21 protein-coding genes are annotated in these 24440 nt (G+C 63.2%); 10 read left to right on the top strand and 11 right to left on the bottom strand.

The genetic code is table 11. From position 1 onward, the window contains the following. Window positions 1-73: 73 nt before the first annotated feature. Window positions 74-2083 carry a PhoX family protein gene (locus AC1ROB_RS22075; RefSeq protein ID WP_492972909.1) on the bottom strand — a complete coding sequence of 670 codons (2010 nt, stop codon included), beginning with the start codon at window positions 2081-2083 and terminating at the stop codon, window positions 74-76. 268 nt (window positions 2084-2351) lie between these two features. Between AC1ROB_RS22075 and AC1ROB_RS22070 the strand changes: the two genes are divergently transcribed. After that, window positions 2352-4286 (top strand): methyl-accepting chemotaxis protein, encoded by a 1935-nt coding sequence (locus AC1ROB_RS22070; protein WP_492972910.1) that lies wholly within the window; start codon window positions 2352-2354, stop codon window positions 4284-4286. Here the strand turns inward: AC1ROB_RS22070 and AC1ROB_RS22065 are convergent. From AC1ROB_RS22065 to AC1ROB_RS22040, 6 genes are all read right to left on the bottom strand, one after another. After that, on the bottom strand, window positions 4283-4693 hold the full coding sequence (locus AC1ROB_RS22065) for a VOC family protein (RefSeq protein WP_492972911.1): 411 nt from the start codon (window positions 4691-4693) through the stop codon (window positions 4283-4285). The genes AC1ROB_RS22070 and AC1ROB_RS22065 overlap by 4 nt on opposite strands. Window positions 4694-4709: 16 nt before the next feature. Continuing rightward, window positions 4710-5912 carry a 3-oxoadipyl-CoA thiolase gene (pcaF, locus tag AC1ROB_RS22060; protein WP_492972912.1) on the bottom strand — a complete coding sequence of 401 codons (1203 nt, stop codon included), beginning with the start codon at window positions 5910-5912 and terminating at the stop codon, window positions 4710-4712. 62 nt (window positions 5913-5974) lie between these two features. Continuing rightward, entirely contained in the window at window positions 5975-6982 is a 1008-nt protein-coding gene (locus AC1ROB_RS22055) for a threonine ammonia-lyase (protein WP_492972913.1), read from the bottom strand. A gap of 91 nt (window positions 6983-7073) precedes the next feature. Next, on the bottom strand, window positions 7074-7937 hold the full coding sequence (locus tag AC1ROB_RS22050; RefSeq protein ID WP_492972914.1) for an alpha/beta fold hydrolase: 864 nt from the start codon (window positions 7935-7937) through the stop codon (window positions 7074-7076). Beyond that, window positions 7934-8626, bottom strand: coding sequence for a haloacid dehalogenase type II (locus AC1ROB_RS22045; RefSeq protein ID WP_492972915.1), 693 nt, complete (start codon window positions 8624-8626; stop codon window positions 7934-7936). Before AC1ROB_RS22045 ends, AC1ROB_RS22050 begins: the two co-directional genes overlap by 4 nt. A gap of 2 nt (window positions 8627-8628) precedes the next feature. After that, entirely contained in the window at window positions 8629-10683 is a 2055-nt protein-coding gene (locus tag AC1ROB_RS22040; protein WP_492972916.1) for a lytic transglycosylase domain-containing protein, read from the bottom strand. A 234-nt stretch (window positions 10684-10917) separates the two neighbouring features. Between AC1ROB_RS22040 and dapA the strand changes: the two genes are divergently transcribed. From dapA to AC1ROB_RS22020, 4 genes are read left to right on the top strand one after another with little or no spacing between them, the layout of a single operon-like run. Next, window positions 10918-11847, top strand: coding sequence for a 4-hydroxy-tetrahydrodipicolinate synthase (gene dapA, locus AC1ROB_RS22035; RefSeq protein ID WP_492972917.1), 930 nt, complete (start codon window positions 10918-10920; stop codon window positions 11845-11847). 6 nt (window positions 11848-11853) lie between these two features. Then, the gene (smpB, locus tag AC1ROB_RS22030; protein WP_492972918.1) at window positions 11854-12312 is read left to right on the top strand and encodes an SsrA-binding protein SmpB; all 459 of its coding nucleotides are present in this window, start codon (window positions 11854-11856) and stop codon (window positions 12310-12312) included. A 25-nt stretch (window positions 12313-12337) separates the two neighbouring features. Beyond that, window positions 12338-13009, top strand: coding sequence for a sulfite oxidase-like oxidoreductase (locus AC1ROB_RS22025; protein WP_492972919.1), 672 nt, complete (start codon window positions 12338-12340; stop codon window positions 13007-13009). 23 nt (window positions 13010-13032) lie between these two features. After that, a complete protein-coding gene (locus AC1ROB_RS22020; protein WP_492972920.1) occupies window positions 13033-14037 on the top strand; it encodes a CorA family divalent cation transporter in 1005 nt (334 codons plus the stop codon). On the opposite strand, the gene AC1ROB_RS22015 is transcribed toward AC1ROB_RS22020, so the two are convergent. Together AC1ROB_RS22015 and AC1ROB_RS22010 are read right to left on the bottom strand one after the other, a co-directional pair. Further along, on the bottom strand, window positions 14034-14942 hold the full coding sequence (locus AC1ROB_RS22015; RefSeq protein ID WP_492972921.1) for a hypothetical protein: 909 nt from the start codon (window positions 14940-14942) through the stop codon (window positions 14034-14036). The genes AC1ROB_RS22020 and AC1ROB_RS22015 overlap by 4 nt on opposite strands. A 70-nt stretch (window positions 14943-15012) precedes the next feature. Continuing rightward, window positions 15013-16530, bottom strand: coding sequence for a M81 family metallopeptidase (locus AC1ROB_RS22010; RefSeq protein ID WP_492972922.1), 1518 nt, complete (start codon window positions 16528-16530; stop codon window positions 15013-15015). Between the two features lie 91 nt (window positions 16531-16621). Between AC1ROB_RS22010 and AC1ROB_RS22005 the strand changes: the two genes are divergently transcribed. Next, window positions 16622-18211: an ABC transporter substrate-binding protein gene (locus AC1ROB_RS22005; protein WP_492972923.1), complete on the top strand. Its 1590-nt coding sequence runs from the start codon at window positions 16622-16624 to the stop codon at window positions 18209-18211. Window positions 18212-18219: 8 nt separating this feature from the next. On the opposite strand, the gene AC1ROB_RS22000 is transcribed toward AC1ROB_RS22005, so the two are convergent. Then, the gene (locus AC1ROB_RS22000; RefSeq protein WP_492972924.1) at window positions 18220-18864 is read right to left on the bottom strand and encodes a uracil-DNA glycosylase; all 645 of its coding nucleotides are present in this window, start codon (window positions 18862-18864) and stop codon (window positions 18220-18222) included. A 31-nt stretch (window positions 18865-18895) separates the two neighbouring features. Then, window positions 18896-19585, bottom strand: coding sequence for a LabA-like NYN domain-containing protein (locus AC1ROB_RS21995; RefSeq protein WP_492972925.1), 690 nt, complete (start codon window positions 19583-19585; stop codon window positions 18896-18898). Window positions 19586-19685: 100 nt separating this feature from the next. Between AC1ROB_RS21995 and folK the strand changes: the two genes are divergently transcribed. From folK to AC1ROB_RS21975, 4 genes are all read left to right on the top strand, one after another. Next, window positions 19686-20189 (top strand): 2-amino-4-hydroxy-6-hydroxymethyldihydropteridine diphosphokinase, encoded by a 504-nt coding sequence (gene folK, locus AC1ROB_RS21990; RefSeq protein ID WP_492972926.1) that lies wholly within the window; start codon window positions 19686-19688, stop codon window positions 20187-20189. A gap of 115 nt (window positions 20190-20304) precedes the next feature. Beyond that, window positions 20305-20709: a DNA-directed RNA polymerase subunit omega gene (gene rpoZ, locus AC1ROB_RS21985; RefSeq protein ID WP_492972927.1), complete on the top strand. Its 405-nt coding sequence runs from the start codon at window positions 20305-20307 to the stop codon at window positions 20707-20709. A gap of 145 nt (window positions 20710-20854) precedes the next feature. Further along, a complete protein-coding gene (locus AC1ROB_RS21980; RefSeq protein ID WP_493031563.1) occupies window positions 20855-23032 on the top strand; it encodes a RelA/SpoT family protein in 2178 nt (725 codons plus the stop codon). A 120-nt stretch (window positions 23033-23152) separates the two neighbouring features. Next, the gene (locus AC1ROB_RS21975; protein ID WP_492972929.1) at window positions 23153-24406 is read left to right on the top strand and encodes an alpha/beta fold hydrolase; all 1254 of its coding nucleotides are present in this window, start codon (window positions 23153-23155) and stop codon (window positions 24404-24406) included. Window positions 24407-24440 lie beyond the last annotated feature (34 nt).

Here is a 24440-nt window from a genome sequence, read left to right as displayed (position 1 = left end):
TGGCCAGCATACCCGCAAGGCGGGCAGGGCGGTTATATCGCCCTACCCGTGCTCTGTATACTGCCGCAGATGGTTAAGCGCCGATCAGCCCGCCATCCCGCTTGGTGATGACCACGACCGAAGGGCGGGGCGGCATGTCTGGCTGGAAGTCCGGCCAGCGGGTAGCGGGATCCTCGAAGGTGGAACCCTTGCCGCTCTGGGTGAACTTTTCGCCGCCATCTGTCGCCGGATGTTGGACGGCGACGAAGAAGGTCCGTCCATCCGGCGTGAAGCAGGGGCCGCACATTTCGGCGCCGACCGGGACGCGGAAAAACATTTTCGACAGACCACGGTTCGGCCCCTCGGTTTCCACCGCCCAGATGCCATCGGCAGTGCCACTGGCTTTTTCCCAGGCCTCGCCCTGGTCTGTGCTGATCCACAGCCGCCCCTGGTTGTCGAACGTGCAGTTGTCCGGACAGGCGAACCAGCCGTTCGGGCTGGTCGCCGGGTGATACTTGCCGGCCACCTTTGCATCGGCCGGGTTGCCGGCCTGCAGCAGCAGTGACCAGTTGGCTTTTGTCGCCGCATGGTCGCCATTGATGGGCGTCATTTCCAGCACCTGGCCCCATTCGTTTGCGGCCCGTGGATTTGCCGCATCTTTCTGATCGGCGGTGCGACGGTTGTTGTTCGTCAGCATCACATAGACTTTGCCGGTCGCCGGATTGGCATCGATGTCTTCCGGGCGGTCCATCTTGGTCGCGCCAAGCAGATCGCCGGCCCGCCTTGCCTCGATCAGGACATCGGCCTGGCTGGCAAAGCCATTGGCGGCGGTCAGCGGTCCCTGGCCAAAGACCAGCGGCAGCCAGTCGATGGTGCCATCGGCATTGTAACGGGCGACATGCAGCGTGCCCTCGTCGAGAATACCGAAATTGGCCTGGCGGTCAGCGGCATTGTAGCGGCGGCTGGTGACGAATTTGTAGACATACTCGAACCGCTCGTCGTCGCCGGAATAGACCACCACACGGCCATCGCCATTCACTACGACAGCCGCGCCCTCATGCTTGAAGCGGCCGAGTGCCGTCCGCTTGCGCGGCACGAAATTCGGATCGTAGGGGTCGATCTCGACCAGCCAGCCAAAGCGGTTCGCCTCGTTGGGCTCCTTGGCCACATCGAAACGCTCGTGATACTGGCCCCAGTTATACCAGTTGTCCGGAACGCCATAACGCTTGTGATTGCGCTCTTCCGGATGACCGGCATCCAGTTTGCCCCAGAAATATCCGTGGAAATTCTCTTCCGCCGTCAGCACGGTGCCCCAGGGCGTGAGGCCGCCGGCGCAGTTGTTGATCATGCCGGCAACGCGCCGAGCGGTGGGATCTGCCTTGGTGCGCAGGCGCGCATGGCCGGCCGCGGGGCCGGTCAGTTCCATCGGAGTGGATGCATCGATGCGGCGGGCGTAACGGCTGCCGGTGGTGACGCCCCATTTGCCATTCGCCGTCTTCTCGACTTCGATGATGCTGGCGCCGTGCGCCGCTATTTCCACCGCAACCAGCGCCGGCGTCATATCCTTGAACAGTTTGTCCTTGGCTTCCTGGCGCCCGACGCCGGGGAACATGACCTCTTCATTGGTGTATTCGTGATTGATGAACAGCAGGCCGCGGTCGGAATTCGTGCTGCCCAGCGGCAGCGGCAGGTATCCGATGAAATCGTTGTTGTAGCCAAACTGCGCGGATTGTGCCGCCGCAGTCTGCTGGCGCACATTGAAAGCCGGCGCATCGGGGAGGACGGCATCGCCCCAGCGGATCAGGATGTCGGCGTCATATCCCGGCGCCACATGATGTGTGCGGTCGACGCCATGGCTGATCTCGGTGAAGGTGAAGCGGCTTGCCGTCTGGGGCTGCGCCATGGCGCCATCCGGGAAAGCGAGGCTTTGGCCGAGCGTCAGACCGGCGGCACCGGCCATCAGGCCCTTGAGGATGTCACGGCGGCCATAGCGGCGCAGCACCACGTCGCCGATGGTCGTATTGGTGCTGTCGTTGACGCCGACATCCTGCGAACGTTCATAGGCTTCGCTACGGCTGAGGCCGGGGGGGAAATCGTGGGGCATGGTCGTCTCCTGGAATCGGGCCTGGTTCGGCCCGTCCGATGGGGTAGCCTGCATATGTGACCGGCTGATGAACCCCGGGTCGATCACAACTCTGCCGCGTTTGAATCGGCGGAATTCGACTAAAGTCTGGGCCTGACACGCGCAGTGCGGATACGGACGGCTTGCGCATATATCCGCCGATACCGCTAAGATAAACCCAACATAAAATAGAAAAGCATAACAGGCGGGTATGACCGAGGCCCTCAGGGTCCGGCAGGCGGGAGGAAGTATGTTGGGATTAACCAATCTGCCGAGCGGGCTGCGTGCCGGTCTGGTGATTACTCTGCTCGCAGTGGCAACTTTGGGGTGGGTCTGGGTTGCCAGCCAGTCGAGTGGCGATGCAGTGCCTGTCATTGCCGCCGCCGTGGTCGTTTTTGTGCTCGGCGCACTGCTGGCTCTGTCCCTGTCCGGCGACAGTTCCAGGCTGGCATCGCTTCTGTCGGCATGGCCTGCCGGGGCGGCCCGGATTGCCGATGCGCCTGCCGGTCTGCGTGAGCCGCTGCAGAATCTGGTGCGCAACGGGGCCGAAGCCACCCAGCATCGTGAGGCGCTGGAACGCCGGATCGCGGATTTACAGGCGGAACTCGATCATCTGCGTCGTGCCGATAATGTTGTGCTGGGCGAGATGGCCGAGTTGTGTGGCGCAATCGGCTCCGGCGTTCTGAGCAAGCGGGTGGCCTCGCACGAAGACGAGGAAGCAGCCCACGCGCTGGCCGAAAAGTTCAATGCCATGGCCCAAACCCTGGATATCGTGGTTACGGACCTGAAGGGGCTGTTCGGTCGTATGGCCGAGGGCGATCTTTCCATCGGTATGGACAATGATTACAGCGGCGATTTCGGCGTCATCAGCCAGGGGTCGGTGCAGGTGGCCGAGCGTTTAGGCGGGGTCATCGGTACCATCGTCCAGGCGGCCAATTCGATCTCCGGGGCCTCCGTGCAGCTCAATCGTGAGGCGAAGGGGCTGGCTGAAAGTGCCGAAGCACAGTCCGACAGCCTTGACCGGACCGCTGCCGATGCGGCGTCTCTGAGCGAAGCCGCGCGCGCCAACGAGGCGGCGGCGAAACGGGCCAATCAGCGCGCCGAACAGGCACGGGCCGCAGCCCAGAATGGCGTCACCGTGGTGCGCCGGTCCATCGATGCTATGAACGAAATGGCGGAGATGTCGCACCGTATTTCTGAAATTACGTCCCTCATCAACGAAATCGCATTCCAGACCAATCTTCTGGCGCTGAATGCCAGCGTTGAAGCGGCCCGTGCCGGCGAGGCCGGCAAGGGCTTTGCGGTGGTGGCGCAGGAGGTGCGGGCCCTGGCCCAGCGCTCGGCCAATGCATCCAAGGATATCGGCGCGATCATCAAGCAATCCGACGACAAGGTGAAGTCGGGCGTCACTCTGGTCAGCGAAACCGGCAAAGTGCTGAACGGTATCGTCGAGGCCATCGATTCGATGGGCGAGCAGCTGGGTGAAATCGAGCAGGCCAGCACCGATCAGTCGTCACGGGTGAATGGCGTGACAGGTGCGATCACCGAGATGAATGCGGCGACGCGGGGATATCTCTCGGTGGTGCAGCGCACGGGCAAGGCGATCCAGGATATCGACCAGCAGGTCGCCAACCTGGCCACCCAGATCGCGTTCGTCACCACCACCGTGGATCGTCCGCTGCTGCTGGCCGCACAGGATGGCGCCGGACGGATCAGCGCGGCCTTCGAAGATGCGATCAGCCGCGGCGAATTGCGGCTGGAAGATTTGTTCGATGAAACCTATGCACCGATCAAGGGCACCAATCCGCAGCAATACATGACCCGCTTCGTGAATTTCACGGATGCAGCTCTGCCGAAAATTCAGGAACAGCTGCTGGAGTCCAATGCGAGCATCACCTTCTGCGTGGCTATCGATCGCAACGGCTTCATTCCCACGCATAACGTAAAATACTGCCAGCCGCAGGGCAGCGATCCTGTCTGGAACACGGCGAACTCGCGCAACCGTCGGCTGTTCAACGATCCGGTCGGCCTGGCTTGCGGCCGCAACACAAAACCGTACCTGCTGCAATGCTACCGCCGCGACATGGGCGGCGGTGTCTTCGTGCTGATGAAGGATATGTCCGCACCGATCACGGTGCAGGGGCGCCACTGGGGCGGGTTCAGAATCGGCTACAAGACCAATTAGGCGGTTTGCGGCTGACGCAGTTCCAGCATGGTGCCGTGGCTGCGGCGCGCATCGAAGACCATCACAAGCGAACCATCGGGTTCCAGCCTGGGGGTGGGCGGCCCGATGATGCTGGCGCCGAGTGTCTGCAGATAGGTGCGGGCCTGTTCCAGGTCATCGACCTCATAGGCCAGATGGTAAATCCCGCCGCTGGGATTGGCCTGCAGGTATTTACCGGCAGTGCTTTCGGGGTTGAAGGATTCAACGATCTCGATCCGCGTGCCGCCGGTTTCCACATAGGCCAGGCGATAGGGCAGGCCCGGTATCTCGAAGGGTTCGCCGACGGTGCTGCCGGCGTCGCGATAGGCGGCGAGTGCTGCATCGAGATTGGGGACCGCCATGCCGATGTGGTGGATCCGTGTCAGCATGGCGGCCTCCGTTTCTCTAGATGCGTTCGATGACCATGGCGATGCCCTGGCCGACACCGATGCACATGGTGCAGAGGGCGTAGCGGCCGCCGGTGCGCTCGAGCTGGTTCAGTGCGGTGGTGATCAGACGCGCGCCGCTCATGCCGAGCGGATGGCCGATGGCAATCGCGCCGCCATTCGGATTCACGTAAGTGGCATCATCGGGCACGTTGAGTTGCCGCAGCACGGCGAGCGCCTGGGCCGCGAAAGCCTCGTTCAGCTCGATCACATCCATATCGCGGATGCTCAAGCCGGCCTTGGCCAGAACCTTCTCGGTTGCGGGTACCGGACCGATGCCCATGACGCGCGGCGGCACGCCGGCGGCAGCGGTCGCAACGATCCGGCCACGCGGCGTCAGGCCGTGGGTCTTGGCGCCGGCAGCCGAAGCCAGGATGAGCGCGGCGGCGCCGTCGTTGACGCCAGACGCATTACCGGCGGTTACCGTGCCACCCTGGCGGAATGGTGTCGGCAGCTTGGCCAGGGCTTCGATCGAGGTATCGCGCGGATGCTCGTCGCGGTCGACCACCACCGGATCGCCCTTGCGGCTCGGGATAGTGACCGAAGTGATCTCGGCCTCGAACAGGCCGAGCTTGATGGCATTCAGTGCGCGCTGCTGGCTCCGCAGGGCAAAGGCATCCTGGTCGGCGCGGCTGATCTGATACTGTTCGGCCACGTTCTCGGCTGTTTCCGGCATGGAATCGACGCCGTATTTCTGCTTCATCAGCTTGTTGACGAAGCGCCAGCCGATGGTGGTGTCATGGATATCGGCGGTGCGCGAGAAGGCGCTTTCGGCCTTGCCCATCACGAAGGGCGCGCGGCTCATGCTTTCGACGCCGCCGGTGATGATCAGGTCGGCCTCGCCGGTCTTGATCGCACGGGCACCGGCGCTGGCGGCTTCCAGGCCCGAACCGCACAGGCGGTTCACGGTTGCGCCCGGCACCTTCTCGGGCAGGCCGGCCAGCAGCAGCGACATGCGGGCGACGTTGCGGTTGTCTTCGCCGGCCTGGTTGGCGCAGCCATAAATCACGTCGTCGATGGCAGCCCAGTCGACGGCGGGATTGCGCTGCATCAGCGCCTTGATCGGTACAGCGCCCAGATCGTCCGCGCGGACGGCGGACAGCGCCCCGCCATAGCGGCCAACGGGCGTACGGATTGCGTCACAGATGAATGCCTCGGTCATTTGTCTCTCCCTAAGGTCTCTCGGCCGAGTGGAACTCCGCCACCCGGCCGGATCCTTTCGGGTCAGACCGGCGGCGTGCGGGAGATGATGGCGGAGTAAAGGGCAGAGTCAACATTTCCCCCGGAACAGACAACGACCACCGTGCGGTTAACGCACGAGACCTTGCCGTTCAGCACCGAGGCCAGCGCAGCCGCTCCGCCGGGTTCGACCACCAGCTTGAAATAGGTGAAGGCGGTTGCCATTGCGGTTTCGACTTCTGCATCGGTCGCCGATACAGCACCTTTCAGATTGGCGCTCATCACGCCGAAGGTGATGTCGCCCGGATGTGGGGCCATCAGCGCATCGCAGAAAGTCTGCCCCTTGTTGGCGTGGCTGGTGATCTTGCCGGCCTTCAGGGAGAGATCGATATCGTCGAACTGGTCCGGCTCGGCACAATAGACATCGGTACCGGGCAGCCGATCCTTGATCGCCAGCGAGATACCGGAGATCAGGCCGCCGCCGGAGGCCGGCGCCAGCACGGCATCGGGTTTGATGTCGCGTTCGGCGCATTGCGCGGCGATCTCCAGGCCAATCGTGCCCTGGCCGCAGATGATGTAGGGATCGTTGAAGGGCGGCACCAGCGTCATGCCGCGCTCGTCGGAATAGCGTTTGCCAATGGCTTCGCGGTCTTCCTTATAGCGATCGTAGAGCACCACTTCGGCACCGTAGGCGCGGGTGTTGTTGATCTTGATCTTGGGGGCATCGCTGGGCATCACGATCACGGCCGGCGTGCCGGTGATCTTGGAAGCCCAGGCGCAGGCCTGCGCATGATTGCCGGAGGAGAAGGCGACGATGCCGCGTTTGCGCTGCTCGGCGTCCAGGCGACTGATGCGATTATAGGCGCCGCGGAACTTGAAGGAGCCGCTGACCTGCAGGGGTTCGGCCTTGATCAGCAGGCGGCCGCCCAGGCGCTCGTTGAGATACTGGCTTTCAAGCAGCGGTGTGCGGACGGCGACGCCACGTAACTGGCGGGCGGCATCCTCGACATCGGCAACGGTGGGCAGGGCAGGCAGCTTGGCAGGGGCGTTCATGGAAGTCTCCGGCGTTCAGACTGAATAGCGCGGCCGGACCCCGAAACCCGACCGCAGGACGGCCGGCAGTATAGAGCCGCCGCAGCGCCGGTTACAGGTCTGCCAGAAAACTGTCGATGGCGGTTTCGGCTTCGGGCTCGTCCAGCATGGGGATATGCCCCACCCCGGGAACGGTCACGGCGATCATGCCGGCATGTTCACGCTTCATGCGCACGAAGGTGTCGGCGGTCAGCACATCCGACAGGGCGCCACGCAGGGCCAGCACGGGGACCGTCCGCAGTCCCCGGAACAGCGGCCAGAGGTCTGGCAGTGGGCTTTTTGCCTGCTCCCGCAGGGCAGTCGCGATATTCAGGTCATAGTCCAGGCGCAAACCACCGTTGATCTCGTCTTCGGTGAAGCTGCCGCGGGAAATACGCATCCAGCCTTCATCGCTCAAATTGGGATAGGCCGCGCCATAGACCTGTCGCCAGTTTGCGGCGCCGGCTTCATAGCTCGGCACGCTGACGCCACGCCCGACATAACCGGCAATGCGCTGACGGCCGGCCTCGCTGACATCGGGCCCGATATCGTTGATGATCGCACCGGCCAGCAGGGTCGGAACCGCCACGGTCATCGCCATCGCCAGGATGCCGCCCAGCGATGTGCCGACGACGATCACCTTCTGGATATGTGTGACCGCCAGCAGATGCTGGATATCGTTCAGATAGACTGGCGCCTGGTAGTTGCTCGGATCGGGGTCATAGGCCGATCGGCCGCGGCCCCGGTAATCGGGACAGATCACCCGGCGCGTTGCCGCATGCCGCATGGCGAATTCGTGGAAATCGTTGGCATTGCGGGTCAGACCGCTCAGACAGAGCAGCGGCGTTTTCGGGCTGCGGCGGTCGCCATAGTCGCGATAGGACAGCCGCAGGCCGTCCTGGGCATGGAAGCTGTGCTGGGTATAATCGGCAATCATGCGGCAATCCCCAGCACGGCGGGCACATCGGCCAGAGTCTGCAGGACCACATCGGGCGGATTGGGCAACCGTTCGGCCGGCTGGCCGCTGCGGTTGATCCAGAGCGCGAAGAATCCGGCGCGTTTGCCGGCATGGATGTCCCAGCCGTTGCTGCTGTGGAAGGCGATGGCCGAAGCCGGCAGGGCGAGCCGGTCGATGGCCAGCTGGTAGATGCGCGGATCGGGCTTGTAGATGCCGACGTCCTCCACGGAGATCAGGTGGTCGATCAGTCCGGCGATGCCGGAGGATGCGCAGGCAGCCTGCAGCATTGCCGGCGCGCCATTCGACAGGATGCCGGTGACGAGGCCTGCATCCTTCAGCCGTTGCAGCATGCCGGGCGCTTCCGGATAGCAGGCGAGATTGCGATAGAGGTCGAGCAGGCGTTCCCGCAAGCCAGGCGGAGAATCAGGCTTATGCGCATCGAGGGCGTAATCCAGCGCATCGGCGGTCACCTGCCAGAAATCTGCATGGGCGCCACCCATCAGGCTGCGCAGCCAGGAGTAGTTCAACTGCTTGGCGCGCCAGGTATCGGCCAGGGCCTGCCATTGCGGGCCGATCTCCTGCGCCAGGGTGCGCGCTGCGGCGCTGACATCGAACAGCGTGCCATAGGCGTCGAAAAGACAGGCCCTGATCGCGCCCGGCCGCATCATGTTCAGCAGCTCTGTGCGCTGCAGGCCTGCCGCGTTGTGCCACGCAGGTCGGTCTGCATGCGATCGATCGGCGTCGGGCGTCCGCCCAGCAGGACGCGGTAAACCTGCACGCTTTCCAGTACGCGCTGCACATAGTTACGCGTCTCGGTGAAAGGGATCAGCTCGATCCAGTCGATCACATCCACATGCGGCTGGCGCGGATCGCCCCAGTCCTGGATCCATTTTCGCGCCCGGCCTTCGCCAGCATTGTAGCTGGCCAGCGCGAGGACATAGTTGTTGTCCCATTTCTGCAGCAGACCTTTCAGATAGGTCGAGCCAAGCTGCACGTTGTAACCGGCGTCGCGGGTCAGGCGGCCCTGGTCGAAGCCAACCTTGATATCCTTGGCGACATCTTTGGCCGTTGCTGGCATGAGCTGCATCAGGCCGCGTGCGCCGACCGGCGAGACGGCGAACTGGTTGAACTCGCTTTCCTGACGGGACAAGCCCAGGACCAGAGCGGTTTCCGGATCGTTGATGCGCAGCATCGGCTCGACCAGCGGGAAGGCCTCCTGCACCAGGATGATGCCCTGACGTGCCGATCGCTTGCTGGACATGACCGCCAAGTCGACCCGGCGCAGGTTGCGCGCCAGCTGCGCCACCATTTTATGCTCTTCCGGTGAATCGGCGGTGTTGACCAGGCGCAGGATGAAGGGGCGCAGCCGGTCTTCCTGGTCAAGTTCGACCAGGATCTGTGCCGCACGCACCACTTCGCGCCGCTGAAACTGTCGGGTCGCCTCGGGTGAAGGACGGATCGGGTCCTGCAAATCCAGCGACGCTTTGGGATCGAGTTCGTGCGCGGCGAGCTGCCCGTAGAACGTGGTGCTGTTGCGAGCTGCCTGGACATACCACTGGCGGGCCTGCTCGGCGTCGCCCAGGGCGGCGTGGGTACGGGCGAGCCAGTAGGCGGCGCGCGCCTGGCTGACCGGGAAGCGCACACTGTCCTGCAGCGCCGTGAAATGTTTGAGCGCCGTTCTGGGCTCCTGCAGCAGGCGCAGCGCAATCCAGCCGGCCATCCATTCGGCATCGGCCATGGCGCCGCCGGCCTTCAGCCCATGGCCTGCGGCCAGGCGATAGGCTTCCGAGATGCGTCCTTCGGCCATTGCCTTGCGGGCACGGAAATGCCGCTCGACCCACCATTTTTCGGCGCGGCCAAGATCGTCGGGGGCGTTATACAGCAGGGCCTCGACGCCATCGTTCATGCCGCGTTTGCGCTGCCAGCGCAGACGGTCGTAATTCAGGCCGCCATCGTCACGCAGATGAGCCGGCAGACCAGCCACGACATTCTCGGCACCGGCGACATTATTGGCGAGGGCTATACGGGCCTCTGCCAGCCGGCGGCCATCGTCATCCAGACGCGGGATCATGCGGCGGGCGGCCTCGATATTGCCATCCCACAGCAAACGGTCGGTGCGGGCGCCGTTATCGGCTGGCGTGAAGCGATGACCGAATTCAGCCCACAGCACTTTTTCATCACGCAGCGACAGATTGCCGTCCACCCAGGCGCGCCGCATCACCGGGAACGCATCCTTGTCACGACCGAGCCGCAGCAGCGTCTCGCCCAGACGCAGCAGGCCGAGACCGGTTTCGGGCGGATGCGCGTCGAACCAGGTCAGGATGCGGCCATCGCCGGTCGAGCCATCTATAGCTTCTTCAGCCCGGCGCAGCAGGGCCTCGCGGGCCGGCCAGTCGGGTTTGGTATCGATGAAGGTGGTGATCTCGTCGAAGCTGGCGCCGCTGTTGGCGGTCTGCAGCCACAGCCAGCGGACCAACTGGGCGAGCAGGGGATTCTTGGCGGTGGCGGCGATCCGGCGGGCGGCATCGAAGCGACCGGCGCCTGCCTCCTGGATCGCCTTGCGGCCGATCTCGCGGTCTTCGGCCGACAGGATCGCATGGTCGGCGGGCAGCTTGGTCTGCTCGGGTCGGGCCGGCGGGGTCCCGCGACGGGGTTTCTCGGAGGGAACGGGTACGGTGCCGGCGGTCGAGGCCAGTTCAGGCGACTTGGCCGGCGGTTTCGCCACAGCCGGCATCAGGCCCAGGCAAGCCGACAGGACGGCCGCGGCGGTAAACCGGCGAACCCAGGCAGAGAGACAATCGATACAATGCTGCGGCACGGCGAATCTTTCGCAAATACAATAACATGATAGCAGGCCGGGGGCCGCGGCAAAAGCACGGCTTGCCCTTGATGAGGCCTGCCGGCGCGGGTATGGTCGCGGCTACTCCGTTTGGTACCGTGCAAAGGTAAAGGAACCATCATGTTCAAGGGCTCGTTCGTCGCACTCATCACCCCGTTCAAGAAGGGGAAGGTGGACGAGAAAGCGTTCGGCGATTTCGTCGAATGGCAGATTGCCCAGGGCACGCATGGCCTGGTGCCGGTCGGCACCACCGGTGAATCGCCGACTCTCAGCCATGACGAACACAAGCGTGTGGTGGAAATCTGCATCGAAGCGGCTCATGGCCGCGTTCCGGTGATGGCTGGTGCCGGCTCGAACTCGACCGACGAGGCGATCGAGCTGACCCGACATGCCGAAGAAGCCGGTGCTGACGCGGCGCTGATCGTGACGCCGTATTACAACAAGCCGACCCAGGCTGGGCTGTACGCGCATTACAAGGCGATCCACGACGCGACCGATATCCCGATCTTCATCTACAACATCCCGCCGCGCTGCATCATCGACATGTCGGTCGAGACCATGGCGGCGCTGTCGAAGCTGAAGCGCATCGTTGGCGTGAAGGATGCGACCGGCGATCTGGTGCGTCCGCTCAAGCAGCGTATCGCTTCGGGTGCGAAATTCTGCCAGCTCGATGGCGACGACGCGACCGCGCCGGGCTTCAATACCCATGGCGGCAGCGGCTGCATCTCGGTGACCGGCAATATCGCGCCGAAGCTGGTGGCGCAGATGCAGGAAGCCAGCCTTGCCGGCGACCATGCCAAGGCCCTGGCGATCCAGGAAAAGCTGATGCCGCTGCATTCGGTGCTGTTCGCCGAAGCCAGCCCCGGCCCGGTGAAGTATGCCGCCGAACTGCTGGGCATCTGCACGGCGGAAGTGCGTCTGCCGCTGGTGCAGCCCACCAAGGAAACCCAGGCCAAGGTGAAGGCCGTGGTCAAGGCGCTCGGCCTCGTCGGCCCCAAGAGCGGCAAGTCCGCGACCAAGGCCAAGGCCGGCAAGAAAAAGAAGAAGTAAGATTTCATGGTGCAGCAATCGCGCACGGTGGCCGAAAACCGCCGGGCGCGCTTCGACTATCATCTGGACGAAACCTACGATGCCGGCGTGGTTCTGGTTGGCTCGGAGGTGAAAAGCCTGCGCGACGGCCGTGCCAGCATCCAGGATGCTTATGCAGCCGAGCAGGGTGGTGAAATCTGGCTGATCAACTCGCATATTCCCGAGTATCACGGCGCCAACCGCTTCAACCATGAGCCGCGACGCCAGCGCAAGCTGCTGCTGAACCGCAAGGAGATCAGCAAGCTGATCGGCGGCCTGAAGCGCGGCGGCGTCACCATCGTGCCGCTCACTGTGTATTTCAATGAGCGCGGCCGGGCCAAGGTGAAGATCGCACTGGCGCGCGGCAAGAAGCTGCACGACAAGCGCGAGACCGAGAAGAAGCGAGACTGGGATCGCGAGAAGCACAGGCTGCTGCGCACCAAATAAGCCGGGCGCGGCAAAGGAGGCGGCGATGAGTGACGATTACAAGCCCGGCCTGCTCGGCCAGATCAAAGACAAACTGATCGCTTCCAAACAGCAATGGGCCAAGGATGGCCGCCTGCTGACCGGCGAAAGCAGCAGCCCGGAGAAACGTCGCCTGCCGCCGGGCCAGCGCCTGGTGCGCGACTGGCCTGTACTGGATCTCGGCGTACAGCCGAATATCCAGCTCGATCGCTGGCAGCTCACGGCCGGCGGCCTGATCGGCAAGCCGCTCAAGCTCAACTGGAACGACTTCCTCGATCTGCCGCAAACCGACACGGTATCCGACATTCATTGCGTCACCGCCTGGTCGCGCTACGACAACCGCTGGAGCGGCGTGCTGGCCAGAGATTTCCTCAAGGCGGTGAAGCCCCATGCCGATGCAAGGCACGTCGTATTTCAGTCCTATGACGGCTATGCCACCAATGTGACCATGGAGATGTTTTCAGCAGCGGATGTCCTGCTGGCGCATTCCTGGGAAGGCCAGCCGCTGACCCGCGAGCATGGCGGCCCGGTCCGTATCGTCATGCCGCAATTCTATTTCTGGAAATCCGCCAAGTGGGTTAAGCATATCGCGTTCCTGGATCAGGATGCGCCGGGCTACTGGGAAGTGCGCGGCTATCACAATACGGGCAATCCCTGGAAAGAAGACCGGTACGGCTGAACAGGCCGGAGTTGGGGGCGGGTATGGATCAGCAGCGTGGATTGATTTACGGCGAGCAGCCCGGCATGCGCTTTGCCTTGATTCTCGATGGCGCCGGCGGCGCCCGCGAGGTTGGCTGGGACGAGGTGCGGCACTGGCGTCCCGCCCAGGGCGTACTCTGGGTCCATCTTGAGCGCGACGATCCGACGGCCGCGCGCTGGCTGCGCCAGGAAAGCGGTCTCGACGCCGTGGTTTGCGATGCGCTGCTGGCTGACGAATCGCGACCGCGTATCCAGGAAAGCACCAACGGCCTGATCGCGGTGCTGCGCGGCGTCAATCGCGATCCCAACGAGAATACGCTCGATCTGGTGCCGATCCATCTCTGGGCCGATGAGACCCGGCTGATTTCGCTGCGCGACAAGGATCATTATCTCCATGCGCTGCGCGATATCCGGGAATCGTTTGCGCAGCGCCAGGGTGCGGCCCATGTCGGCCACCTGTTGACCAAAATCGCCCGCCGGGTGGTGAAATATATCGAGCCGGTACTGGAGCAGTTGGAAGATGAGGTCGATGAATTCGACCACCAGATCGAGGACTGCGATGTGCGCGTGGCGCGCGGCGATCTCAGCAATATGCGGCGGCGGGTGATCTCGCTGCGCCGCTACATGGCGCCACAGCGCGAGGCGATGTTCCGCCTGCAGGGTGCCAATGTCGGCTGGATCATGCCGCGTGATCGCCAGCGCCTGCGCGAACTAACCGATAAAGTGCTGCGCAGTGTGGAAACACTCGATGCGTTGCGAGACCGCCTCACCATCCTGCACGAAGATCTGACCACGGTGATGAGTGAGCAGATCGCACAGACGACCAACCGTCTGACCGCACTGACCGCCATCCTGCTGCCGCCAAGCCTGATTGCCGGTCTGCTGGGCACGAATGTTGCCGGCATTCCGTTCGCCGACGAGCCATGGGCTTTCGCTGCAGTCTGTGCTGCGGCTTTTGTGATGATCGGCCTGGAGGTCTGGCTCCTGCGCAAGATGCGCTGGTTCTAGAGCCTTGCCCCTGCGCGGATCGCAGGGTGTGCGAGACCTTCGGCGATCAGGTCATGCGGATGGACCCGGCCGAAATACCGGTTCGGGCTCCAGCTGTCGGTCGCCGGGTCGTAATCGAACCAGGGCGCCAGCCCCACCACAATATGGCAGCGCGACTGTGCGGTTTGCCGCGCTGCGAAGACGCGATGTGGTCTGTACGTATCCCAGGACCAGGCATGGCCTGTCGCCAGATGCCGGCGCAGGACGGTGGTGGATTGTGGAACGTGATGATCGAGCGCTGTCTCGATCTCCAGCAGGAATTCCGGCGCCGTCCAGATCGGGATGTTGATGCGCAGGTTGTGGAAGACGGTTTCATCCCGATGCCAGCCAAAGTGGTCGAGCGTCGGTTCGATACGGTCGGCGGCAATCACGCTGAGACGCGAGCGGATCAATGGCAGGCGAAAGCCGCGCAGCAGGTCGCCCAGTGCCCCGTATTCACCGGCCGGGGTCAGGCGCCGAAAGCAGTAGCTGTCGTGGTAGCCGCCTTTCTGCTGCGGCAGCAGAGCCATCATGTCCGGCGTGGCCAGATAATACTGGTCACCGCGCAGGCTGGGCGATCCCAGGGTGGCGGAATGCGGATCGGTCCGCGCATCGGGATCGCAGGTCAGCGACAGTGAACCATAGGCCGGGTTGGGGTTATCGTCGCCGGTGTTGCGGAAACCGCGCAGGCCGTAATGGGCAATCACGGCGCGGCAGGCTTCGGCCAGCAGATCCTGGCTGGCAATCGCCAGACGGTAGCGGTGCAGGGCGGTGGTGCGGCCGAGGAACGGCCGCATGGCCTCGTCCAGACCGAACCGCTCGCGCAGATGGTCGTAAATCGTTGTCCGGGCAGGGATATTATTGATCTTTATTTGTTCTGTTTTCATGACATAACGCACTGATTTATCTAATTATACCACGCCATCATATTGTTGCCAATATGTTCGCTGCGGTCGCTCATGGCGGCGACCAGGCGATATCCGGATCCAGCGGATAAATTGGCCGCGGGACCTGGCGCCAGGGCACATTCTTCAGCACCGGGGTGGTCAGGCCGGGCACGTCCACCTCGATGATCCTGTCGTCAGGGAAGAACTGGTCGAAGCCGGCGCGGAAATGACCCCGCGACTTCACCACGAGGCTGCGCAGCCTGGTGATATCGATACCGAAGGTTTCGAAGAACATCGGGTCCAGCGCCTGATGCCGGTTGGTCATCACCACGGCGATGATGCCGCCGACATCGATGGCGGCGGCGGGGCCCATGTCCAGCGTGCGTCCGGCCGCCATGCCGCGCCGGCCGACAAACAGTCCCGCACTGAGTGCGACGACGCGGCCTTTGGCGGTGAAGGGGTCGGAGAAGGTGGTGGTCTCGTCGCGGTTGAAGCGCGCCTCGAATTCGGCGCCCACGCCCAGCTTATGCGCCTCGGCTGCCAGAGCCGGGTCGAAGATCGGGCCGATAGAACAACCGGTGACGCCGGCCTTGTGGAAGGCAGACAGGATATAGGTGGTGTTGCCGCGGCCGCCGCCACCGGGATTGTCAGCGACATCGGCGAACAGCAGCGACGGTTTCGCCGCGTCGCGGCTGCAGGCCAGCGCCATGGCCGTGCAGTTCTCCAGACTGGTCAGGTTTGTGGTGAAGCGATGGCGCTGGCTCCAGGCATGTGCCGCGACGTCGCGCGCCACGGTTTCCGCCAGTTTCGGATCGGTCGCGGTGGCGATCACCGACATGCCGTTCTTGGGCGTATCGCCCAGCGAGAAGCCTGACGATACCGAGACGTCGATCACACCGTTCCCGACCTTCTTCTGGCCATAGGCGATCACATCCGCGTAAGGCCCGGCCTTGGTGTTCTGGCTGGTCGAGGGCGGAATGAACGGCAGCTTCACGAAGGCGGCATGGGGCTTCAGCCCGTTCAGCATCGCCATCATATGGTGTGCGCAATCGGCGCCGCGGTCCGGCATGTCGGTATGCGGGTTCTCGCGATAGGCCACCAGGATATCGGCGGCCTGTACCATCTCGATACTGACATTGGCATGCAGGTCCAGCGTCGCCAGCACCGGCACATCGGGGCCGACGATCTCGCGCACGGCGCGGAAGATGGTGCCGTCGGGATCGATATCGACCGTGGCAATGGCGGCGCCATGCTGCGACAGATAGACGGCGTCAACCGGGCCGGCCTCGCGCAGCAACTGGCACAGGCGGGCCACGACCTCTTCGAAGAAGGGTTGGTCGACCGGACCGGAGGCGCCCACGGCGGCCATCACCAGCGGCACACGCTCCCAGTCGGCCAGTTTGTCCATTTCATGGGTGAAGCCGGTCAGGGTGGTGGGGCTGCGCGGATTGGCGCTGGCCAGGTCGGCCAACAGCGCGTCGCCCTCGATATGGACGCTGGACGCGAACTCTTCCCGGGTCGAGACCGGCGCATGGCCGTTGCTCTCGAGCATGAATCCACCAATTGCAATGCGATACCGGCGCGACATGGGGCTATGTCATCCTGTCTGATTGACACTTCTGTGAAATGCAGTCTGTTATAGATTCAACACGACGCCAAGAACCAGAAGGATAATGGAAATGATCCCAGTCTCACGCCGGCTCTTCATGGGCGGCACGCTCGCGACCCTGGCCGCGGCTGGCATCCATTCTCGCGGTCTGGCGCAGGGCGCGCCGTCTCTGGTGATCGGCACCAAGCTCGAACTGAATACCCTCGATCCGCATTTCTTCAACGGCTTCCCGCAAGGCTCGTCGCACAGCGTGATCTTCGATGCCCTGCTGGCGATGGACAGCGAGCTGCGCCTGGTGCCGGCGCTGGCGACTGCCTGGCGCAATGTCGATCCGCTGACCTGGGAATTCGACCTGCGCCAGGGCGTGAAGTTCCATGATGGTTCCGACTTCACCGCCGATGACGTGATCGCCACGCTGGAGCGCGTGCCGAAGGTGCCGAACAGCCCGAATCCGTTCACGCAGTTCAGTCGTTCGATTGTCTCCAGCCAAAAGCTGGGCGATCACAAGATCCGCTTCAAGACCGAGACGCCGACCCCGACACTGGCCTCCGACCTCGCGCGCGTTTTTATCATCTCGAAGAAGCACGTCGCCGCCAGCACGGCCGACTTCAATAACGGCGCCGCCGGCGCGGCGGTTGGCACCGGCCCCTACAAGGTGGTGGAATGGACGAATGGCCAGCAGCTGGTGCTGAACCGCAATGACGCCTACTGGGGCGAAAAGCAGCCCTGGGCCAAGGTGACCGAGCGTGTCATCAAGGGCGATGCCGGCCGTATTGCGGCACTGCTGTCGGGCGATGTGGATGCCATCGACGAAATTCCCACCGTGGATATCCCGCGCATCAAGCAGGACAAGCGCTTCGCCATGTCCAGCGGTGCATCCGCCACCGTGCAGTATATCGCCATGGATGCCGTGCGCGATGTCAGCCCGTTCATTTCGGCCAAGGACGGCCAGCCGGCGCTGCTCGGCAATCCGCTGAAAGACAAGCGCGTGCGCAAGGCGCTGTCGCTGGCCATCAATCGTAAGCTGATTGTCGACAAGATTCTGGATGGCTCCGGCACGCCGGCCTCGCAGTTCCTCCCGTCGCGCTTTGACGGCACCAGCACCAAACTGAAGGTCGATCCCTTCGATCTGGACAAGGCCAAGGCGCTGCTGAAAGACGCCGGCTACGCCAACGGTTTCAAGATCACGCTGCATGCGACCAACGACCGCTATCCGAAGGACAAGGATATCGCCCAGGCCGTCGGTCAGGCCTGGACGCGGCTTGGCCTGCAGGTGAGCGTCGAAGCCATGCCCGGCACGGTGTTCTTCACCCAGGCCACCAAGCAGGAATACTCCGTCTTCATGGCGCAATATGGCACCGAGGATGCCTCAATCGGTCCGCGCGCGCTGGTGCATACGCCCGGTGGTATCTATGGCACTGCCAACCGCACCAAGTTCTCGCATACCGATATCGATGCGGCGATCGAGAAGGCGCAGGGCGAGATGGATCCGGTGAAGCGCAAGCCCCTGGTTCAGGCTTCGATTGAAATCACCATGGAAGAACAGGCGATCATTCCGATCTTCCATCCGAACGCGGAAATGGCCAGCAAGGCGAATATCGCGGTCACGCCGCGGCCGGAACGCCGCTTCAACGCGCTGATGATGAAGCCGAAGGCGTAAAAGCCGGGCTAGCCGGTGACCGTGACGATCTTGTCGAAGACGTCGTGGAACATCCGCTCGGTCAGGCGGCCGGTGTTGGTGTTGTAGCGCGAGCAGTGATAGCTGGAGAGCAGCGTCACGCCGCTGGGCAGTCTGTATTGCGCGCCGTGGCCAAAGGGGGCTGCGGCGCGTTTTACTTTCAGGGTGTCCAGTGTGGCGATATGGGCGATCTGGCCAAGCGCAAGAATCGCTTTCAGATTGGTCAACGCCGCGATTTCGCCGGTCAGGAAATTGGCGCGGCAGGTCTTGGTCTCGGCCGGCGTCGGCTTGTTTTCCGGGGGCACGCATTTCACCGCATTGGTGATGTGGCAGCGCACCAGCTGCAGTCCGTCTTTCGGATCGGCCTTGAACACGCCCTTGGCAAAGCCGTATTTGATCAGCGTGCTGTAGAGCAGGTCGCCGGCATAATCGCCCGTGAAGGGTCGGCCGGTACGGTTGGCGCCTTTCAGGCCGGGCGCCAGGCCAACGATCAGCAGGGCGGGCTGCGGATCGCCCCAGGGCGGCACCGGGCCATTGAAGAAAGTCGGATAGGCGACGCGATTGGCGGTGCGGAAGTCGGCCAGGCGCGGGCAGAGCGGGCAGTCATGGCTCGGCAGGGCAGGGGCAGCGGTCATAATCGCGGTGTATAGCGATTATGAGCAGAGATCAACGCAGATGCTTGCGTGGGTCGGCCGTATCGATCTCGTCGAAATCGTCCATCGCCTGAGACGGACTGGACGGTGCCACAGCATTGCCCCCCATCTGATTACCGTGGCCGCTGCGTAGTGTGGCGTGCACGCCGGCGGTGCGCGAATGGTCGCGGGCGGTCTGGTCGCGCATGATCTTGGGCATCAGGTCCTGCAGCTCGATGAAGGTATCGGCCTGGCGGCGCAGTTCGTCGGCCACCATGGGCGGCTGGGTCTTGGTCGAACTGACCACGCTGACACGCACGCCCTTGCGCTGCACGGCTTCCACCAGGCGGCGGAAATCGCCATCGCCGGAGAACAGCACCACATGGTCGATATGCGGCGCCATTTCCATCACGTCGATGGCCAGCTCGATATCCATGTTGCCTTTCACCTTCCGGCGGCCCATGGCATCGGTGTATTCCTTGGCCGGCTTGGTCACCATGGTGAAGCCGTTATAGTCGAGCCAGTCGATCAGCGGGCGTAGCGGCGAATATTCCTGGTCCTCGACCAGAGCGGTGTAATAGAAGGCGCGTACCAGATGCGATTCTTTGCGGAAGGACTCCAGCAGACGACGATAGTCGATTTCAAAGCCGAGGCTGCGGGCCGCCGAATACAGGTTCGCACCGTCAATGAAGAGCGCCACACGCTCCTGCGTATAGAACTTCATGGCAATATCCTTTGTTCAATGACTTTCAAGGCAATGGTACTTAATCTTCTATGCCCTTCTTCTTAGTCACTCCGGCCTTCATGGCAAGATAATTCGCAGCATGACCGGCGGTATTTACATAGCCTTGGGCGCCAACCTGCCCAGCCGTTTCGGTGAGCCACGCGTAACGCTGGAAACCGCCCTAGGGATGCTCGCGGCCGAGAATATTGCCATCCTGAACCGCTCCTCCTGGTGGCGCTCCGCACCGCTGCCGGCTGGCGACCAGCCCGACTTCATCAATGGCGTGGTCGAAATCGATACCCATCTCGACCCGACCGCGTTGTTGCAGCAGTTACACCGGATTGAAACGATCTGCGGCCGGGTCCGTCAGCAACGCTGGGAAGCGCGGACACTCGATCTTGATCTGCTGGATTACCGCGGTCTGGTTCGGCCGGAAGCAGAGGCTGGGGGATCGCTGATTCTGCCTCATCCGCGCCTGCATGAACGGCTGTTCGTGCTGCTGCCCCTGCAGGAAATCGCACCAGACTGGCGCCATCCGGTCAGCGGGCTGGGGTTACCGGACCTGCGGACGGCGGCAGAATCTATTGATATCAATAGGTTATAGGTATTTTCTTGGGCCTTCAGGCGCATTTCTGCTTGAATGAGGCCTTGCATCCCTGCGGAATCGCCCTTAATAAGCGCCCTCCGCCGTATTTCACTGCTTTACCCAAGGGTAGACCATGGCTCGCGTCACCGTCGAAGATTGCGTCCTCAAGATCCCGAACCGCTTCGAGCTGGTTTTGCTGGCGGCCCAGCGCGCCCGCGCCATCGGCACCGGCGCTTCGCTGACCGTGGATCGCGACAACGACAAGAACCCGGTCGTCGCTCTGCGTGAAATCGCCGATGAAACCGTGGATATCGAAGGTCTGCGCCAGCGCATGATCGGCGATATGCAGGACAGCCCGGAAGTCGACGAGCCGGAAGAGGACAACATGGCCAACCTGATGCAGTCCGGCGAATGGGCCGGCGTGCAGCAGGATAACGATGATCTGGCCGAAGGTATGTCCATCGATGACGCCGAAGGCGAGGACGAGGCTGAAGAGGCCGAGGAAGCCGCACCGGCTGCCGAGGCCGACGAAGCCTGAGATCGGAAGGTATGGCCAGCCTGCAGGGCTGGTCTGACCATAAAACCTCCGGTTTGTGACGCGGCGGGCTTGTTCCCGCCGCATTTTCGTTCAAAATTCGTCTTTAGGTTCAACCGTTTGCCAGAGGTGAAACGGACCGAAGACCATGCGCCCGCGAGTCATGCGCCAAGTTGAGCTGGTAGAGAAGGTCCTCGCATACGATGCGGATGCGGACGAGGATCTGCTGAATCGCGCCTATGTGTTCTCCATGAAGGCGCATGGGGCGCAGAAACGGGCCTCGGGCGACCCCTATTTTTCCCATCCGGTGGAGGTTGCCGGCATCCTGGCCGGCATGAAGCTGGACAGCACCGCCATTGCCACTGGCCTGCTGCACGACACCCTCGAAGATACCGTCGCCACGCCGGAAGAGATTGAGCGGAATTTCGGCGGCGATGTGCTGCGCCTGGTCGATGGCGTCACCAAGCTATCGCGTATCGAACTGCAATCCGACCGCGCCCGCCAGGCCGAGAATTTCCGGAAATTGCTGCTGGCGATGTCGAACGACATCCGCGTATTGCTGGTCAAGCTGGCTGACCGGCTGCACAACATGCGCACGCTGCATTTCATCAAGACACCGGACAAGCGTCGCCGCATTGCCAAGGAGACCATGGAAATCTTCGTTCCGCTGGCCGATCGCATCGGCATGCAGGAACTGAAGGAGGAACTGGAAGACCTGGCCTTTGCCGAACTGAATGGCGATGCCCGCGCCTCGATCATCGCGCGCCTGGACCAGTTGCGCAGTGAGGGCGGCAGCCTGGTCGACCGCATTGCGGACCGATTGAAGCGCACGCTGGCGGAAAGCGGCGTCGATGCCTGGGTTTCGGGTCGTGAGAAACGGCCTTATGCCATCTGGGAAAAGATGCAGCGCAAGAACATTGCGTTCGAGCAGCTCTCCGACATCATGGCCTTCCGTATCGTCGTGCGCGATGTCGCCGCCTGCTATCACGCGCTCGGCGTGGTGCATCAGACCTGGCCTTCGGTGCCGGGCCGGTTCAAGGATTATCTCTCGACGCCGAAGCAGAATGGCTATCGCAGCCTGCACAGCACGGTGATCGGTCCTGAAAACAAACGTATCGAAATCCAGATCCGTACGCAGGAGATGCACGACATCGCTGATCTCGGCGTGGCCGCGCATTGGCAGTACAAGCAGAACGGCAACAGCAACACGGGTGCGCCGGAATCCGAGGCACGGCAATACCGCTGGCTGCGCGAGCTGCTGGAAATCCTGGAGCAGACCGCCGATCCGGAAGAGTTTCTGGAGCATACCAAGCTCAACATGTTCCAGGATCAGGTCTTCTGCTTCACGCCGAAGGGCGACCTGATTGCATTGCCGCGCGACGCCACGGTGATCGACTTCGCCTATGCGGTGCATTCCGATGTCGGCGATACGGCGGTGGGCGCGAAGGTCAACGGCCGCGTGGTGCCGTTGCGTACGGTGCTGCGCAACGGCGACCAGGTCGACATCTTGCGCTCCAAGGTGCCGTCGCCCAATCCGACCTGGCTGAACTTCGTCAAATCCGGCCGCGCCAAGTCGTGCATCAACCGCTTCATTCGCCAGCAGCAGCGCGGCCAGTACCAGGAGCTGGGTAAGGCGATCCTGGTCAAGAAATTCAAGGAGCAGGACGCATCGGTCAGCGACAAGGTTCTGGAGCCTGTCGTGAAGGTGCTGAAGCTGCGTTCGGCCGATGATGTCTATGCCGGCGTGGGCGAGGGCAATATCACAGCCCGCCAGGTGCTGAACATCGTCTTCCCGGGACAGAAGGAAGATGAGGCCGACAAGGCGCCGCCGCTGCCGCGGCCGCATAAGCAGAGCGACAAGGCCGGTGGCGGCATCCCGATCCGCGGCCTGATTCCGGGCATGGCGATGCATTTCGCCGGCTGCTGTCATCCGTTGCCGGGCGACCGCATTGTCGGCATCGTCACCACCGGCAAGGGCGTCACCATCCACACCATCGATTGCGACGCCCTGGAGCAGTTTGCCGAACAGCCGGAGCGCTGGCTCGATCTGGCCTGGGATTCGCCGTCCGATGGCGAAAAGGCCCAGGGCCATATCGGCCGCACCAGCCTGGTGATCAACAACGAACCCGGCGCGCTCAGTGCGGTGACCACCATCATCGCCAAGCACAAGGGCAACATCACCAACCTGAAGATCACCAATCGCAGCCAGGATTTCTTCGAGATGTTCGTGGATATCGAGGTGCGCGACGTGAAGCACCTGACCAACATCATCGCCGCGCTTCGTGCGACGCCGGCGATCAGTTCGGTGGAGCGCGCCAAAGGGTAGGGCGCAGACGGAAAAGGCGCTTCCCGGCGGCTTTTGACGTTTTATTCACGCAGTCTCCGCTTGCCCCGACCCAGAGTCGTCCCGCATCGTTCTGCCAGACACGGTCGCAGGGGGATGCGCATGAAAGTCGGCACCGTCATGGCCATGGGCTTGGCTGCATGGCTGCAGGTGGCTGCGGTCAGCGCCCAGGTGACCCTGCCGACGCTGCCGGTCGAGGGCGAGGAGCCGCCGGCCTTCGTGCCCGCGCCGCATACGGTGGAGGCGATCAAGAACTGGGTGCAGGGCACCCATTACTGGTTCGCGCCGGCCGAGTTCCCCGGCACGGTTCCTGTGCAAGGCCATCCCTATGGTCCGAAGGCTGCGCGCGGTCTGGTGATCTGGAGCGCGGATCACCATGAGGAAAAGATCGCCTTCCTGAAGGTGACGCCGATTGCGCAGTATTTCGCCGAGCAGGGCTGGGATGTCTACAACCTGCGCCGTCACTCCATTCTGGCCGGCAACGAAGGCATGATACAGCCCTGGCTGCCGCCGCGGCGCGACAACAAGGTGGTGCGGCTGATCCTGGCCATTGCCGAAGAGGGGCGTGCCATGGGCTATCAGCGTGTGGTGCTGATGGGCACCGGCCGTGGCGCTTATGAAAGCATCCGCGCCGGCCGGTTTCGCGCCAGCGTGCAGGGCATCATCGCGCTGGCGCCGGCGCTCTATAACGATCATCTGAGCACCATGCACTGGCGTCGCAATCACAGCAGCCTGCTGCGGCTCTATAATGAATTCCCGCCGGCCTCGATTCAGCTGGCGACCGCCTTCTTCAAGGGCGACGAATGGTATGAAGGCTACCAGCCGAATGTGCGCGGCCCTGCCGCTGCCGAAGCGCTGACCGCCATGCAGGTGCCGCATTTCGTGATCGACCAGCCGGCCTTAAAGGCAATGGAAGGCCACGAGGCTGGCCTGGGCTGGCCGTTCGCGCGCCGCTACGGGCCCTGTCTGGAGCTGTTTGTCGAGTCCGGCGCGCGTCCGGCCTGCGACGATCGCGATCCTGCCACAGCGGCTGTCTTCGGGATTGCGCCCGGTCCGGCACCGGCGCGGCAGGGCGACTATGTCGGCGTCTGGCAGGGCACCTGGGACTCCGGCCGTTTTGCCGTCCTGGCGGTCAGCCATGTCGAGGGCGATATGGCCACGGCAACCTACCGCCCGGGACGCGGGGTCGATGGCCAGCTCCCGGAAAACCGTGCATGGCGCCTGCCCCTTGGCGGCATGCTGGAGGACGGCGACGGGGTAGCTTATGCCTTCGGCCCGGGGCCGGATGGCACCCTGCGGGGCGAGCGCCGGAAAGGCACGGAAATCGAGACAATCCTGATGCATCGGATGCCTTGAACGGCGCGGGTCTTTGTATAGGCTGCGGCCGATA

It is taken from the genome of Ferrovibrio sp. GW821-FHT12F09 (genome assembly GCF_058806775.1).
The sequence above is the reverse complement of the archived record's forward strand: the minus strand, read 5'-3'. Positions and strand labels throughout refer to the sequence as shown.

What these genes read in the sequence shown, in the direction of transcription:
- smpB (WP_492972918.1), top strand. Translation starts at nt 11,854, where the DNA reads ATGGTGCAGCAATCGCGCACGGTGGCCGAAAACCGCCGGGCGCGCTTC.
- AC1ROB_RS22010 (WP_492972922.1), bottom strand. Translation starts at nt 16,530, where the DNA reads ATGTCGCGCCGGTATCGCATTGCAATTGGTGGATTCATGCTCGAGAGC.
- AC1ROB_RS22055 (WP_492972913.1), bottom strand. Translation starts at nt 6,982, where the DNA reads ATGAACGCCCCTGCCAAGCTGCCTGCCCTGCCCACCGTTGCCGATGTC.
- dapA (WP_492972917.1), top strand. Translation starts at nt 10,918, where the DNA reads ATGTTCAAGGGCTCGTTCGTCGCACTCATCACCCCGTTCAAGAAGGGG.
- AC1ROB_RS22065 (WP_492972911.1), bottom strand. Translation starts at nt 4,693, where the DNA reads ATGCTGACACGGATCCACCACATCGGCATGGCGGTCCCCAATCTCGAT.
- AC1ROB_RS22050 (WP_492972914.1), bottom strand. Translation starts at nt 7,937, where the DNA reads ATGATTGCCGATTATACCCAGCACAGCTTCCATGCCCAGGACGGCCTG.
- rpoZ (WP_492972927.1), top strand. Translation starts at nt 20,305, where the DNA reads ATGGCTCGCGTCACCGTCGAAGATTGCGTCCTCAAGATCCCGAACCGC.
- AC1ROB_RS22070 (WP_492972910.1), top strand. Translation starts at nt 2,352, where the DNA reads ATGTTGGGATTAACCAATCTGCCGAGCGGGCTGCGTGCCGGTCTGGTG.
- AC1ROB_RS21975 (WP_492972929.1), top strand. Translation starts at nt 23,153, where the DNA reads ATGAAAGTCGGCACCGTCATGGCCATGGGCTTGGCTGCATGGCTGCAG.
- AC1ROB_RS22020 (WP_492972920.1), top strand. Translation starts at nt 13,033, where the DNA reads ATGGATCAGCAGCGTGGATTGATTTACGGCGAGCAGCCCGGCATGCGC.
- AC1ROB_RS21995 (WP_492972925.1), bottom strand. Translation starts at nt 19,585, where the DNA reads ATGAAGTTCTATACGCAGGAGCGTGTGGCGCTCTTCATTGACGGTGCG.
- AC1ROB_RS22000 (WP_492972924.1), bottom strand. Translation starts at nt 18,864, where the DNA reads ATGACCGCTGCCCCTGCCCTGCCGAGCCATGACTGCCCGCTCTGCCCG.
- AC1ROB_RS22015 (WP_492972921.1), bottom strand. Translation starts at nt 14,942, where the DNA reads ATGAAAACAGAACAAATAAAGATCAATAATATCCCTGCCCGGACAACG.
- AC1ROB_RS21980 (WP_493031563.1), top strand. Translation starts at nt 20,855, where the DNA reads ATGCGCCCGCGAGTCATGCGCCAAGTTGAGCTGGTAGAGAAGGTCCTC.
- AC1ROB_RS22005 (WP_492972923.1), top strand. Translation starts at nt 16,622, where the DNA reads ATGATCCCAGTCTCACGCCGGCTCTTCATGGGCGGCACGCTCGCGACC.
- AC1ROB_RS22045 (WP_492972915.1), bottom strand. Translation starts at nt 8,626, where the DNA reads ATGATGCGGCCGGGCGCGATCAGGGCCTGTCTTTTCGACGCCTATGGC.
- pcaF (WP_492972912.1), bottom strand. Translation starts at nt 5,912, where the DNA reads ATGACCGAGGCATTCATCTGTGACGCAATCCGTACGCCCGTTGGCCGC.
- AC1ROB_RS22075 (WP_492972909.1), bottom strand. Translation starts at nt 2,083, where the DNA reads ATGCCCCACGATTTCCCCCCCGGCCTCAGCCGTAGCGAAGCCTATGAA.
- AC1ROB_RS22025 (WP_492972919.1), top strand. Translation starts at nt 12,338, where the DNA reads ATGAGTGACGATTACAAGCCCGGCCTGCTCGGCCAGATCAAAGACAAA.
- folK (WP_492972926.1), top strand. Translation starts at nt 19,686, where the DNA reads ATGACCGGCGGTATTTACATAGCCTTGGGCGCCAACCTGCCCAGCCGT.